This is a genomic window from Plesiocystis pacifica SIR-1, from assembly GCF_000170895.1.
Classification (GTDB): Bacteria; Myxococcota_A; Polyangia; order Nannocystales; family Nannocystaceae; genus Plesiocystis; species Plesiocystis pacifica.
In genome coordinates, this window is record NZ_ABCS01000116.1 from 17,102 (window position 1) to 29,369 (window position 12,268).

The 12,268-nt window shown below is 70.7% G+C and carries 11 protein-coding genes; 8 read left to right on the plus strand and 3 right to left on the minus strand.

What is annotated here, in order from left to right:
• Nucleotides 1–18: 18 nt before the first annotated feature.
• A complete protein-coding gene (locus PPSIR1_RS35440) occupies nucleotides 19–963 on the minus strand; it encodes a LysR family transcriptional regulator (RefSeq protein ID WP_006976082.1) in 945 nt (314 codons plus the stop codon).
• A gap of 76 nt (nucleotides 964–1,039) precedes the next feature.
• Between PPSIR1_RS35440 and PPSIR1_RS35445 the strand changes: the two genes are divergently transcribed.
• From PPSIR1_RS35445 to PPSIR1_RS44750, 6 genes are all read left to right on the plus strand, one after another.
• Entirely contained in the window at nucleotides 1,040–1,834 is a 795-nt protein-coding gene (locus PPSIR1_RS35445; protein ID WP_006976083.1) for an SDR family NAD(P)-dependent oxidoreductase, read from the plus strand.
• Between the two features lie 117 nt (nucleotides 1,835–1,951).
• Nucleotides 1,952–2,581 (plus strand): M23 family metallopeptidase, encoded by a 630-nt coding sequence (locus tag PPSIR1_RS35450; RefSeq protein ID WP_157596319.1) that lies wholly within the window; start codon nucleotides 1,952–1,954, stop codon nucleotides 2,579–2,581.
• Between the two features lie 33 nt (nucleotides 2,582–2,614).
• A complete protein-coding gene (locus PPSIR1_RS35455; protein ID WP_006976085.1) occupies nucleotides 2,615–5,785 on the plus strand; it encodes a patatin-like phospholipase family protein in 3,171 nt (1,056 codons plus the stop codon).
• 43 nt (nucleotides 5,786–5,828) lie between these two features.
• Nucleotides 5,829–6,122: a hypothetical protein gene (locus tag PPSIR1_RS35460; protein ID WP_006976086.1), complete on the plus strand. Its 294-nt coding sequence runs from the start codon at nucleotides 5,829–5,831 to the stop codon at nucleotides 6,120–6,122.
• 51 nt (nucleotides 6,123–6,173) lie between these two features.
• Nucleotides 6,174–6,563: a hypothetical protein gene (locus tag PPSIR1_RS35465; protein WP_006976087.1), complete on the plus strand. Its 390-nt coding sequence runs from the start codon at nucleotides 6,174–6,176 to the stop codon at nucleotides 6,561–6,563.
• The gene (locus tag PPSIR1_RS44750) at nucleotides 6,560–7,201 is read left to right on the plus strand and encodes a hypothetical protein (protein ID WP_006976088.1); all 642 of its coding nucleotides are present in this window, start codon (nucleotides 6,560–6,562) and stop codon (nucleotides 7,199–7,201) included. Before PPSIR1_RS35465 ends, PPSIR1_RS44750 begins: the two co-directional genes overlap by 4 nt.
• Before the next feature lie 6 nt (nucleotides 7,202–7,207).
• Here PPSIR1_RS44750 and PPSIR1_RS35475 read toward each other — a convergent pair whose 3' ends face one another.
• Nucleotides 7,208–7,939 carry a hypothetical protein gene (locus tag PPSIR1_RS35475; RefSeq protein WP_157596320.1) on the minus strand — a complete coding sequence of 244 codons (732 nt, stop codon included), beginning with the start codon at nucleotides 7,937–7,939 and terminating at the stop codon, nucleotides 7,208–7,210.
• 126 nt (nucleotides 7,940–8,065) lie between these two features.
• Here PPSIR1_RS35475 and PPSIR1_RS35480 point away from each other — a divergent pair, with 126 nt between their 5' ends.
• Nucleotides 8,066–8,755, plus strand: a complete 690-nt coding sequence (locus PPSIR1_RS35480; RefSeq protein WP_006976090.1) for a hypothetical protein — start codon at nucleotides 8,066–8,068, stop codon at nucleotides 8,753–8,755.
• A 12-nt stretch (nucleotides 8,756–8,767) separates the two neighbouring features.
• Here PPSIR1_RS35480 and PPSIR1_RS35485 read toward each other — a convergent pair whose 3' ends face one another.
• The gene (locus PPSIR1_RS35485; protein WP_006976091.1) at nucleotides 8,768–9,268 is read right to left on the minus strand and encodes a hypothetical protein; all 501 of its coding nucleotides are present in this window, start codon (nucleotides 9,266–9,268) and stop codon (nucleotides 8,768–8,770) included.
• A 189-nt stretch (nucleotides 9,269–9,457) separates the two neighbouring features.
• Here PPSIR1_RS35485 and PPSIR1_RS35490 point away from each other — a divergent pair, with 189 nt between their 5' ends.
• Nucleotides 9,458–12,040 (plus strand): amidohydrolase family protein, encoded by a 2,583-nt coding sequence (locus PPSIR1_RS35490; protein WP_157596321.1) that lies wholly within the window; start codon nucleotides 9,458–9,460, stop codon nucleotides 12,038–12,040.
• Nucleotides 12,041–12,268 lie beyond the last annotated feature (228 nt).

Genomic DNA, 12,268 nt, shown 5'->3' on the forward strand with positions numbered 1-12,268 from the left:
CCACGATGAGTCCCAGCTTCACTCCCCGATTCGGCGAGCGCCGGGCCTGACCTGGCGAAGGCTCGGCTGACGCCCGAGGGAGTCGGCCATCGACTCGATGAACGCCCGCGTCTTGGCCGGGAGGTAGCGGCGGCTCGGATAGACGATCTGGACGGGGTAGGCCTCGAAGCGGTGGTCCTCGAAGAGCGCGACCACGCGTCCGGCCGCGAGGGCGTCGGCGAAGGCCCAGCGCGGCGCGAGGTTGATGCCGGCGCCGCCCTCGACCATGCGGACGAGGGTCGAGATGCTGTTGACGGTGAACACCGGGCGGACCTCGACCTCGCGCAGGTCCCCGCGCGGAGTCCGAGCGCGGACCCGGTTGACGCCGCTGCGGGTCAGGTAGCTGATCACGCGGTGCTCGGGCAGCTCGGCGAGGCTTCGGGGCGTGCCCGCGGCGTCGAGGTAGGCGGGCGAGGCGACGAGCAGCCGGGGGACCACGCCGAGCTTGCGGGCGCGCAGCGAAGAGTCGGACAGCTTGCCGATGCGCACGGCCGCGTCGAGGCCCCGCTCGGCGAGGTTGGTGAACGCGGTCCCGAGCGCGAGCTCGACGACCAGCGCGGGGTAGCGGCGCTGGAGCTGCTCGAGCACGGGGACCACGAAGCGGACGCCAAACTCGGGCGGCGCCGTGACGTGGAGCCGCCCCTGGGGCTCGTCGCGGCCGCCCGCTACCGCGGCCTCGAGCGCGTCTTGCTGGGCGACGAGCTGGGCGAGTCCCTCGTAGTAGCGGGCGCCGGCCTCGGTCGGCTTGGATCCCCGCGTCGAGCGGCGCACGAGCTGCTGGCCGAGGCGAGTCTCGAGCGCTGCGAGCCGTCGGCTGACGCTCGAGGGGTCACTGCCGAGCTGCGCAGCGGCGGCCTTGAGGCTCCCGGCCTCGACGATGCGCAAAAACAGGCGCTCGTCGCTGTCTGGCGGCGCGAGAGACATTAATTGCGAGAATCACACCTAATGGATGAAAAGTCGACGGCTACCGGGCTGGAACAGCAAGAAATAGGGTCCGTGCATGCCCAGCCAAGACCTCCGCATCCAGCCGACCACCGACCTCCACGGCAAGACCGCCCTCGTGACCGGCGGCAGCCGCAGCCTCGGAAAAGACATCGCCCTGCGCCTGGCCCAGGCCGGCGCCGACGTCATCTCGACCTACCGCAGCCAGTCCGAGGCGGCCGCCGAGGTCGTCGACGCGATCACCAGGCTCGACCGCCGCGCCGTCGCGGTCCAGGCCGACCTCGAAGGCACGGGCCAGATCGCCGCCCTCGCCGAGGCCGTCGTCGCCCAGCTCGCCAGCTGGGGCGCCGAGGGCCTCGACATCCTGGTCAACAACGCCGGCGTCAGCTCGCACCAGCCCTTCGGGAGCATCACCGAAGACGAGTTCGATCGCGTCGTCAATACCAACTTCAAGAGCGTCGTGTTCCTGACCCAGGCCTTGCTGCCCACGCTCAACGACGGCGGGCGGGTGATCGCGATCGGCTCGGGCCTCGGGCGCTTCACGATGGCCGGGCTGAGCGTCTACGGCTCGCTCAAGGCCGGGCTCGAGCAGTACATGGCCTACCTCGGGACCGAGCTCGGGCCGCGGGGGATCACGGCCAACGCGGTCTCGCCCGGGGCCCTCGACACCGACTTCAACGCGGCCGCGCTCGAGCACGACCCGCAGATGCGCGGCTTCATCGGCTCGGTCACGGCGCTCGGTCGCATGGGCGTGGCCGAGGACGTCGGCGGCGTCGTGGCCATGCTGTGCTCGCCGGCGGGGCGCTGGATCACCGGTCAACGGATCGAGGTCTCGGGCGGGATGTACCTGTAATCGACTCGGCGGGGCTCGTGGAGGCGGGCCCCGCCGGGCCCCGACCAGCGCTGCGCCTGGGCCGACGTCCGTGTTAGGTCTGTGGGCCGAACCCTGCGTATGGTCCGGGCCCACGCCATGCACCCCCGCTCCGTCCTCACCAGCCTCGCGCTCTCGATCCCGATCGTCGTCGTGGCCCTCGCGTGCTCGCGGGACGAGGCCAGCGCGGACGCGACCGACGAGGCCCAGCCCCCAGACCTCGGCGACGCGGCCCCGGGCGAGGGCGGGAGCACGGATCCCTTCGCCGGCATCGAGGCGCTCCACCCCGAGCCGTGGGCGGCCTGGCCCGTCGAGTACGTCGACCCCGAGGTGTTCGCCGGCTGGCGCATCAGCCCGACCACGGGCAAGTACGAGCGCCGCGAGGCCCTGCGCCTGCGCGTGGACGCGGGCGCCTTCGTGCTCGCCATCGCCGACGGCAAGGTGATCGCGGTCGAGGCGGGCGCGGGCGAAGATCCGGGCGAAGCCCCGCTGTTCGTGACCGTCGACCACGGCCAGGGCATCGAGAGCCGCCTGGGGCCCCTGTCGGAGGTCGGCGTGCACCCGCACCTGCCCGTGACCCGCGGCACACAGCTGGGGCTCGCGGCCGGTCGCGGCCTGGAGCTATCCGTGTCCGTCGACGGGGTCGCCATCGATCCCCTCTTGGCTTTGCGCCAGCCCCTCTACCGCTGGCCCGCCCAGCTGCGCCGCTTGCCCGCCGGCGCGCTTTGACCTCGCCACGCCGAGCTGCGATCGTCGTCGTCCATGGTGGCTCTGGCCCTCGCCCTGGCCGTGCTCGCGGCTCCGCCAGGGCTCGACCCCGACCGAGCCGACGCGCCGGTCTCCGCCCCCGCGGAGCTGCCACGAGCCGAGCCGAGCGCCGAGACCCGAACCGAGCCGGAGCCCGCTGAACCGTCTGCGGTCGAGTCCGCCCTGGCCACCGCAGGCGAGCGCTGCGAGCAGAGCCTGCGCGGACGCATCGAGGTCTGCAGCGCCCGCGCCCGCGCCACCCCCGAGCACGCCGCCGAGGACGACCCCGGCGTGCTCGAGACCCGCGCGTGCATGGCCACCCTCGCGGCAGACTTGGGCTCCCTGACCCTCGCCGAGCTCCTGCGCATGGATCCCAACGCCCCCGTGCTGCTCGCCGGCACGGGCCAGGCCCGGGCGCTGATCGACGACGCCGCCGTCCACCACGTCGACCTCGTCGAAGCCCTCGGCGCGGCCGCGCTCGCGCCCGCGCGCGAGCTCGCCAGCCTCGGCGACAACGTGCGCTCGACGACCAGCGCGACCTTGCGCAGCCTCCAACGGGCCAACGCCGCGTTCACGGGCGACAGCGCCCTGGTCGTCCGCGGCGGCGTGTCCATGGGCGCCTACCAGGCCGGCTACCTCTACTATCACACCGAGTTCCTCAAGCATCACAGCGCCGAGCACCGCGGTCGGCAGCAGGGCTTCTCCGTGGTCTCGGGCTCGTCCGCCGGGGCCATCAACGCGCTCATGGCCGCGATCCACTCGTGCCGCGCGCCCGAGCCCGACTTCTTGTCGAGCGCCTTTTTCCAGGTCTGGGTCGGCGTCGGCTTTTACATCGACGAGGGCCTGCCCAGCCTGCTCGACGCCGTCGACGATCCGCGCGCGGCCCTGTCGAAGGCGCCCTTGCTCGCGGCCCAGGACCGGGTCGAGGCGATCATGCGCGAGCCCACGGGCTGGGCCGAGACCCTGCCCCACTGCGAGGTCGTCGTCGGCCTGACGACCACGCGCACGACCCCGCGGGACCTGGCGATCGGCGTCGACGCGGCCAGCCAGGCCCACGCCCCCCTCGAGCTCGGACCCGCGCTCGCGCCCCGCGGCGGCTCCGGCCCCGGAGAAGGGCCGACCTCCGGCCCCGCGCGCACCGACGAGGCCGGCGACCCGGCCCGGCCTGGCGCCGCGCCGGAGCTCAGCGCCGCCCTCCAAGAGGAGCGCTTCGGCTTCACCTTCGAGGCCTGGGGCGGCCGCGACCCCGAGCGGCCGCTGCACATCCACAACCTGCGCCCGCGGGTCAGCCAGGCCGAGGCCGGGTTCAGCTCCGGGACCCTCGCCCAGCTCCGCGGCGAGCTCTACCCCTTCGCCGGCCGCGACCCCTACGCGCCGGTGACCATCGAGGACGTCCTGACCCTGACCCGGGCGTCCGCCGCCTTCCCCCTCGCCTTCGCCCCCGAGTCCATGGACTACGGCGTGCAGACCATCGACGGCGACTACCGCCTGCTCGAGGACGTCGAGCTCATCGACGGCGGCGTGTTCGACAACCATCCCTTCGGCTTCGCCGCGAGCCTGCGCAGCTGGAGCCGCGAGCCGCCGGCAGTCTACGCCAGCCCCGGGGGCCTGGCCGCCGCCTGCGAGGCCGACTCGCCCGCCTTGAGCCTGCTGCCCGACAGCCCCACGGAGTACCTCTTCGTCGAACCCACCTTGGTGGCCTACGACGCTGGCGAGCCCCACGAGAGCAAGCTCGAGCTGTGCGGGGGCCGGGGCAACCGCGAGTGCCTGCTGGGCACCTACGCCGAGTTCGCCCTGGGCTTCCTCGAGAGCTCACGCGAGGCCAGCTTGCTCGAGGACGCCGACGACCTGCCCTACCTGCGCGTGCAAAAGGCCGGGCGCTCGGGCGACACCATCGAGCTCCCCCGCCGCGGCCTGCCCATCTCCGGCGAGCAGCTCGCCCACTTCCTCGCCTTCTTCGAGATCGACTTTCGCGTGTTCGACTTCATCGTCGGCCTCGTCGACGCCGAGCGCCACCTCGCCGCGCACCCGACCTGGTCGGCGATGGACGCCCCGGACCTGCGCGTGGACGGGCGGGTGCAGTGCCTGCGCGACTACTGGGCGGCCAGCGACGCCGGGCGCCTGCCGGCGCTCATCGAGGTCGTCGACGGGGAGGTCCCGGCCCTGCCGGCGAGCTGCCGCGAGCTCTACGCCCAGCCCTCCCCGGAGCTCGAGCGCGCGAGCGCGGGCCCGGACCGGCTCCAGGGCGACAACCACAACTTCGTCGCCCTGCTCATCGCCAGCCATGACTACATGCACTGGCTGGGCACCCCGGCCCACGACGCGACCGCCGAGTTCGACCGCTTCTTCTCCGAGCTCGAGCGCGCCGAGTTCCGCTTCATCGATCTGCAGCGCCTGGCCCGCAAGCGCGTCTGGGCCCTGCGCAGCACCATCGACCTCGACGCCCAGCGAGCCCGCAAGCTGGTCCGCGACCTCAGCGAGCAGGCGATCGTGCGCCTGGCCGATCGCCAGCCGAGCTGGCGCGGGCGCTGGCTCGTGGAGCTCGGGGGCAAGGCCGCGGCCAACCTCGCCGTCGAGTACCGCCACCCCACCAAGGTCGTGGGCCTGGGCGTGGCCATCAACGGCCTCGAGCTCCACGCCGGGGTCACCCCGCACCTGCTGCGCCTGGGGCCCACGGTGCTGCGCTTCGACTTTGGCGTCCGCGCCCACCGGCTCCTGCGTCGGGCCGTGCTCAACCCCCACCCCGACTACGTCGACCTGGGTCTTTCGCCCGGCGAGACCCCAACGAGCGAGTTCAGCGAGCTCAGCGAGCCCTGGCGCATGAGCTTCGACGCCTACCACCGCTGGACCCTCAGCGGCCCCGGCTTCTTCGGCGCCACCGCCCAGCCCAGCCACGCCGCCGTGATCCAGACCGAGCTCGGCGTGGGCTTTGGGGTCAGCGAGGGCATCGTGTTCACCAACGACGCCAGCGCCATCCACCGAGCGCTGCGCTACGGCCCGGAGGTCTCCTTTGGCCTGACCTTCTTCCAGCGCATCCTGGTCTCGACCTGGGTGTCGATCTGGGTCGACGGCTGCGAAGACCGAGGCCCCGCGTGCGTACACGGCGAGGCCTACCGCGATTCCAACCTCGACCGCGAGGCGGTGTCCGTGGGCGCCAACTTGATGTGGCGCTGGCTCCCGCTGTGACAAAGTCGTCAGCTCCGAGGCCGCGCCGTGTCACACTGCGGGGGTGGATATCGCTGCCAACGAGCGCGCGGCTCGCCTCGACCGCGCCATCGAGCTCAAGGCCTTCGAGCTCGAGTGCGCCGAGGCCCTCGCCGATCAGTTCCTCGGGCGCTCGGACCGGGCCTGGCTGCTCTCGATCTTCGAGGGGACCCTGGGCACGACCCTGGCCGTCGCCCACGGGCGGACCTCCAACGACTGGTCGGGGCAAGCCAGCGCCCTGAAAGAAGAGCTCGACGCGCTCAAGCTCGAGCGGCGCCTGATCGAGCTGCAGGGCGCCCGAGCTCGGGCTCAAAAATAGTTCGACCCGGCGGTGACACGGGCGCGGGCTCGCGGTGTTGCACCCGCACCCATGGCCGCCCCGCACCGACTGCTGCTCCTCGTGTTTGGAGTCCTGGCGAGCTCCGCCTGCGACGCGCCCCCAGACCCGCCCGCTGCGGCGGAGGCTCCGACCCCGGCCGTGCGCGAGGGCATGCCCGCGGTCGGCCCGGCCGATCGAGACCAGCTCGTCGGTGAGGTCCGCGAGCTCACCCTCGCCGGCCACTACACCTACCTGCGGGTCGGCGAAGCAGGCACCCCGGGGGACTGGGCCGTGGTCATGGGCCCCGTCGACGTGCCCGTCGGCGGCGCGATCGAGCTGCGCGTCCAGGGCAGCGTCGACGACTTCCACTCCCGACAGCTGGACCGCGACTTCGACCGGCTGTTCTTCGCCAGCGTCGCAACTCGAGAGACCACCACATGAACACCGACCACCCTTCCCTTCGACTCGCCCTCGCCCTCGCCCTGCTCGCCCCCGTGGCCGCTTGCGGCGACGACTCCAGCGGAGACGACGAGGCCGCCGACGCCACCGACGAGTCCACGGACACGGACGCTGGCGAGACCGAGGCCGACCCCTTCGCCGACTGCTCCGCCGAGCTTCTCGCTGGAGACTTCGGCGTCGCCGACACGCAGGGCAACCCCGGGGCGCCGCGCTGGTACGGACCGGGCGCGGACGAAAACGGCGCGCTGATCGACGACGGCGCGTCCGAGTACGTCGTCAGCTCGACCTACCTGGCGCTGAGCGCCGACGCCGATCTGGCGATGTTCTCCGAGCTCAACGTCGCCAACAGCATGACCTTGTTCGCCAACCCGGGCCTGGTCGCCGCCCAGCTCGGCGGCTCGGCCGAGTGCGGCTCGGCGCGGACCTTCGTGGTCTGGGAGAGCCAAGCGGCGATGATGGCCTTCGTGACCAGCGACGCCCACGTCGCCTCGATCGTCGCCTTCCCCAGCCTGTCCCGGGGCGGGAGCATCCTCAGCGTCTGGCCCGAGGCCGTGCCGGTGTCCGAGATCACCTGGGAGGCCGCCCTCGAGCGCCTCGCGGACAGCCAGGCCTACGACTAGACGCGTCTAGAAGCGTCCAGCCAGGCCGACCTGCAGGCTCGTCCCGTCGGCCCAACCAAAGGGCGCGAGCTCGGGCTGGAGCCCCGCCCGGTGGCGTCGGCCGTGCTTGCGCCGATGCGCCTGCACCCCGCCCACGCCCAACATGGCCACGCCTGCGGCGGCCGAGACCGAGCCCCACGCGACGCACACGTAAGCGAAGGGCGGCGTGTTCAAGATCGGATCGCCAAAGGCCGGGATGCCGTAGGCCATGGTCGCCAGGCCCAGGCCCGTGGTCACGCCGCCGACGGTCAGCCAGATTTTGTGGCCCGGCATCGAGGCCTTCTCGGGCACGAGGATCGGCGCCCGCGGGTCCGCCTCCCAGGCCCGCCAGACCCTTCGGCGACGCTTGCCGTAGTGGATGCCGAGGGCCCCGAGGATCGTGAACAAGGTCCCGAAGCTGAAGGTGATGACGCCCGTGAAGTTCGCGTGCCCGGGGCCGAGGATGTAGAGCGGGACGCTGCCCGCGAGGTTGAGGACCCCGAAGCTCACGCCGAACACCCCGGCTCGGTACATGTGCTTGCCCGCGGGCGGCTCGGGCTTTGGCGGTCCCCAGGCCTCCGGTGGAGGCTCGGCGGGCTCGACGCCCAAGGGCGCAGCCTCGAAGTCTGGCTCGGGCTCCGACTCCGGCGCGAGCTCGCTCGAGTCCGGCGCGCGTTCGCCCTCTGCGGCTGCAACTCGTGGTGCAGCCGCCAAGAGCACGCTCAAACCCAAACACACGCTCCAGCTTCTAGGGACGACGCAGACCATGGACGCTCGGGAAGTCTCGCCATCTCAAAATTGGTTCACACCAGTGAACGGTTCACGCTCGCTGGGGACTCTCCCCGCGTGCCGGCCCCGCTCCGCCTCGACCCCGCCGCGTCCTTCCTGACCGCCCTCGCCGGCTTGCTCGCCATCCTGGGCCCGAGCGGCTGCGGCTACTACCGCTGCGAGGACGGCCTCAAGGAGCGCTACACCCCCCATGGCAGATCCGACGTCGGGGTCCCAGCGGCGCGCTGGCTCGACGATCGCACCTTGGAGCTCCGCTTCGCGCACGGGCTGAGCCCCACGACACAGGCCGACCCCAGCCGCTTCACGCTGCTGCGCTACACGGCCGACTTCACCAGCGGCGCCTACGGCTACTGCTACTTCGACATCTGCTACGAGACGATCCCCGAGCTGACGAAGAGCATCCCCGTCTCCGCGGACTGGGACCCCGCCGAGCCCGACATCCTGCAGCTGCAGTTCAGCGACCCCATTCCCCCGTCCGCGTGCGCGCCACGGGGCAGCGCCAAGATCGACTTTCAAGCCCTGAGCCTCGCCTACGAGGGCGCATCGTGGAGCGCCTACGACGGAGAGGAGGAGCAGGTCCCGGGCGCCCTGTATTGGCCCGACATCAGCCCCGTCGAGAGCTTCGGCAAGGGGCAATGCCTGTCGAGCGTCTGCGAGTTTGGCTGGGACGGCTGCGATCTCCAGGGCGGATACGACTACGACTCGAGCTCCGAGCGCCCCTCGCTGTGGATCCCCTGCCCCGACTGAAGCCTTCTCGATCTACTCGGCCTCGTCGACCTCGACCGACTCCCCGAAGCTCGTGCGCCCGATGACCTCGCCGTCGCCGTAGGCCAGGAAGTCGAACATCGCATTGCTCCCGCGGTAGACCAAGTTGGCGGTGCAGCGCCGCGAGACCCCCTCCTTGAACTCGACCACCTCGTCGCCCTGCATGGCCACGATCGTGCCCGAGCCGTACTCGTCCATGGCCTCCTCGCAGCTCACCTCGACGTCGAAGTTGCCCGAGTCGACGACGCTCACGCGGACGTCCTGGGGCACCGCCCACTGCTTGGGATCCTCGGCGCCCCCGCCCACGATCGCCACGGGGCCGTGGTCCACCTCGACGCGCAGCTTGGCCGGCCGCCAGCGCTGCAACAGCGGGCCCTCGCCCGGGTCGTAGGTCACCACCCAGGCCGCCGTCTCGGTCTCTCCGATGGGGTCTCCGAGGCTCAGCTCCGCGCTGACCCCATTGCGGACCTCGGCGGTGTAGTGAATCGCCCCCAACTGCGTACCGGGCTTCGTCCCCGACTGGCAGGCGCTCAGAAGCCCTCCAGCGACGATGACGAGCAAACGGGGACGGGCGCGACTCCACGACATGACCCAGGCTACCGCGCGGAATCGAATGCTGTCGCCCTCTCGAATGCGGAGAACACGCACAGACACATCGCGGACACGTGTCGTAGTTGAACAAGCATGGGATTGTTTGGGAGCAAGGCAAAAAAGACCGTCAAGAAGGCCGCCAAGACCAAGAAGAAAGCCGCCAAGAAGCAGGCCCGCTCGGACAAAAAGGCCGCCAAGAAGCAAAAGAAGGCGTCCAAGAAGGCCGCCAAGCAGGAAAAACGCGATGCGCTGGCGGACATCCGCAACAGCGACCTGTCTGGCAAGGACAAAAAACAGGCCAAGAAGGCCGCCAAGAAGACCGCCAAGAAGAAGGTCCAGAGCGCCAAGAAGACCGCCAAGAAGAAGGTCCAGGCCGCCAACGAGACCAAAAAGGACAAGGTCCAGGCCGCCAACGCGACCAAGAAAAAGCAGCTCGACCGCGCCGTCGATCCCAGCTTTGGCTCCGCCGAGAAATTCGCCCCGGGCATCTGGGCCAAGACCGTCGAGCTGGCCAAGCGCCACGGGCTGACCAAGAGCGCGGCCATGAAGCCCGGGGCGGCGCTCGAGAAGCTGGTCGCGCGCGTCCAGGCCAAGACCCTCGAGGCGGCGCTCGTCGAGGCCGGGCTGTTCAAGTTCTTCCGCGCCCAGTCGATCTCGGGCAACTTCGCCAAGAACCCCTTCAAGCACCCCGCCCGCCTGGCCTTCGCGACCAAGGACGGCGCGCTCACGGGCACGCTGGGGCGGACGTGGATCCACCCCGTCCCCTACGACCGCGACGAGGTCCGCTTTTGCTTCCAAAAGACCGGCGGCGCGGGCAAGGCCGGGGTCACCTTGTTGAAGATCACGCCCCGGGGCAAGGCCGTCGAGCTGTGGACCTTCGGGGTCGCGCCGGGCCAGGACGACACCGGGCGGACCTGGGCGCGCAGCTTCAAAGGCGTGCGCGGCTGCCTGATCGCGGCCGTCGTCGACGGCAAGAGCGCGACCCGCAAGATCGAGTACGAGCTGAAGATCGAGCGGCCGGCCCAGGGCAAGGTCGTCAAGCCCAAGCGCTCGCCCAAGCGCCGCGTCGAGGGCTTCGCCGATCTGCACGCCCACCACATGTCGCACCTGGGCTTCGCCGGAGCGCTCATCGCCCCGGGCCCCATGGAGCCCCTGCCCAAGGACTGCGGGGGCAAACACGCCAAGTTCGGCGGATCCCACGACAAGGTCGGGACCAAGCGCGACCACGACTGGCCCGTGTCCCACGACTCTTGCCACCAGGTCATGCACTGGACGCACCTGCGCGAGGCCATGAACGCCGAGGTCACGGGCGGCCGCCACGGCCTGCGCCTGATGATCTCGCCTTCGGTCAACAACATGTTCGTGTCGCACCTGATCAAGCACAAGGACCGCGACATCCCGCTCAACGACATGGACGCGATCCGGCTGCAGCTCAAGGCCCACCACGCCTTCGCCGAGCGCTTCGACTGGTACGAGATCGCCCTCGACCCCTGGCACGCCCGGCGGATCATCGCCGCCGGCAAGCTCGCGGTGATCCTCTCGGTCGAGTGCAGCCACCTCATGCCCAAGTCCCACGGCGAGTGGCGGGACCAGCTCGACGAGCTGTGGGACCTGGGCGTGCGCGCCATGCAGATCACCCACGAGAACGACACCCGCTTCGCCGGGGCCGCGCTGCAGCACGGGCGCATCTTTGGGGTCAAGCACCTGCTCAAGAAGCCCGCCTGGAACCAGATGGATCCGGACATGCGCGAGGCCTACGAGGACTCGATGGCCCACATCTCGAAGATCGAGAAGCAGGCCAAGGTCAGCCTCGATCGCTACAACCCCGTGGGCGTCACCCCGGAGGGCTTCCAGCTGCTGACCGCCATGGCCGAGCGCGGCATGATCCTCGAGATCGACCACATCTCCCGCGCGGGCCGCAAGCAGCTCTTCGACTGGGTCCGCAGCCGCAAGACCCCCGCCGCCGCGCGCTGGTACCCGCTCAACTTCACCCACTCGCGGGTCGACGAGCTCATGCCCAGCAAGGACTGGTTCCGGGAGCAGTACGGCGAGCAGCCCAAGTACACCATCCGGCCGCCGGTGGGCTGGGACGGCAAGTTCAGCACCCTCGAGTACATGGCGACGATCGAGGAGATCAAGTGGCTGATCCCGACCGGCGGCGTGTTTGGGGTCCGCACCGGGCCCAACGCCCAGGAGGAGTACACCGCCAGCGGCGTCGACAACCGCTGCCACACCAGCTCCCGCTCCCTCGCCCAGATGCTCGCCCAGCTCCGCGACCTGGGGGTCGCCGTCAGCCTCGGGACCGACATCGACGGCTTCACCACCCTCACGGGCGCCCGCTTCGAGCGGCCCAAGGGCGAGCAGCGTCAGCGCAAGCAGGAGCTCGTGGCCACCGGCGTGCCCAAGCAGCGCCCGGACAATCTCAAACGGGACAAGCCCGTCGAGCGCAACGGCGAGCTGAGCGAGTTCAACTTCCTGGGCTTCGCCCACCACGGCTTCGCCCCGGACCTCATCCAGGACATCGAGAACCTCGGCCTCGACGTCCGGGCCATGCGGGCCTCGGCCGAGAGCACCCTGCGCATGTGGGAGCGCTGCCACGACCCCGGGCGCAAGAAGCTGAGCAAGGCCGAGTACACGGCCCACATGGTCACGGACGTGGCCAAGGCGGTGAAATGAGTCGTGGACGTGGGGCAGGGAGGGCGTGGCGTCGTCCACGACGGCTAAAATGGACAGGGACTGTGAAAATCTCACAGTCCCTGAGTCGTGGACGTGGCGCAGGGAGGGCGTGGCGTCGTCCACGACGGCTAAAATGGACAGGGACTGTGAAAATCTCACAGTCCCTGAGTCGTGGACGTGGCGCAGGGAGGGCGTGGCGTCGTCCACGACGGCTAAAATGGACGAGGT

What these genes read in the sequence shown, in the direction of transcription:
- PPSIR1_RS35455 (WP_006976085.1), top strand. Translation starts at nt 2,615, where the DNA reads ATGGTGGCTCTGGCCCTCGCCCTGGCCGTGCTCGCGGCTCCGCCAGGG.
- PPSIR1_RS35465 (WP_006976087.1), top strand. Translation starts at nt 6,174, where the DNA reads ATGGCCGCCCCGCACCGACTGCTGCTCCTCGTGTTTGGAGTCCTGGCG.
- PPSIR1_RS35445 (WP_006976083.1), top strand. Translation starts at nt 1,040, where the DNA reads ATGCCCAGCCAAGACCTCCGCATCCAGCCGACCACCGACCTCCACGGC.
- PPSIR1_RS35490 (WP_157596321.1), top strand. Translation starts at nt 9,458, where the DNA reads ATGGGATTGTTTGGGAGCAAGGCAAAAAAGACCGTCAAGAAGGCCGCC.
- PPSIR1_RS35440 (WP_006976082.1), bottom strand. Translation starts at nt 963, where the DNA reads ATGTCTCTCGCGCCGCCAGACAGCGACGAGCGCCTGTTTTTGCGCATC.
- PPSIR1_RS35450 (WP_157596319.1), top strand. Translation starts at nt 1,952, where the DNA reads ATGCACCCCCGCTCCGTCCTCACCAGCCTCGCGCTCTCGATCCCGATC.
- PPSIR1_RS44750 (WP_006976088.1), top strand. Translation starts at nt 6,560, where the DNA reads ATGAACACCGACCACCCTTCCCTTCGACTCGCCCTCGCCCTCGCCCTG.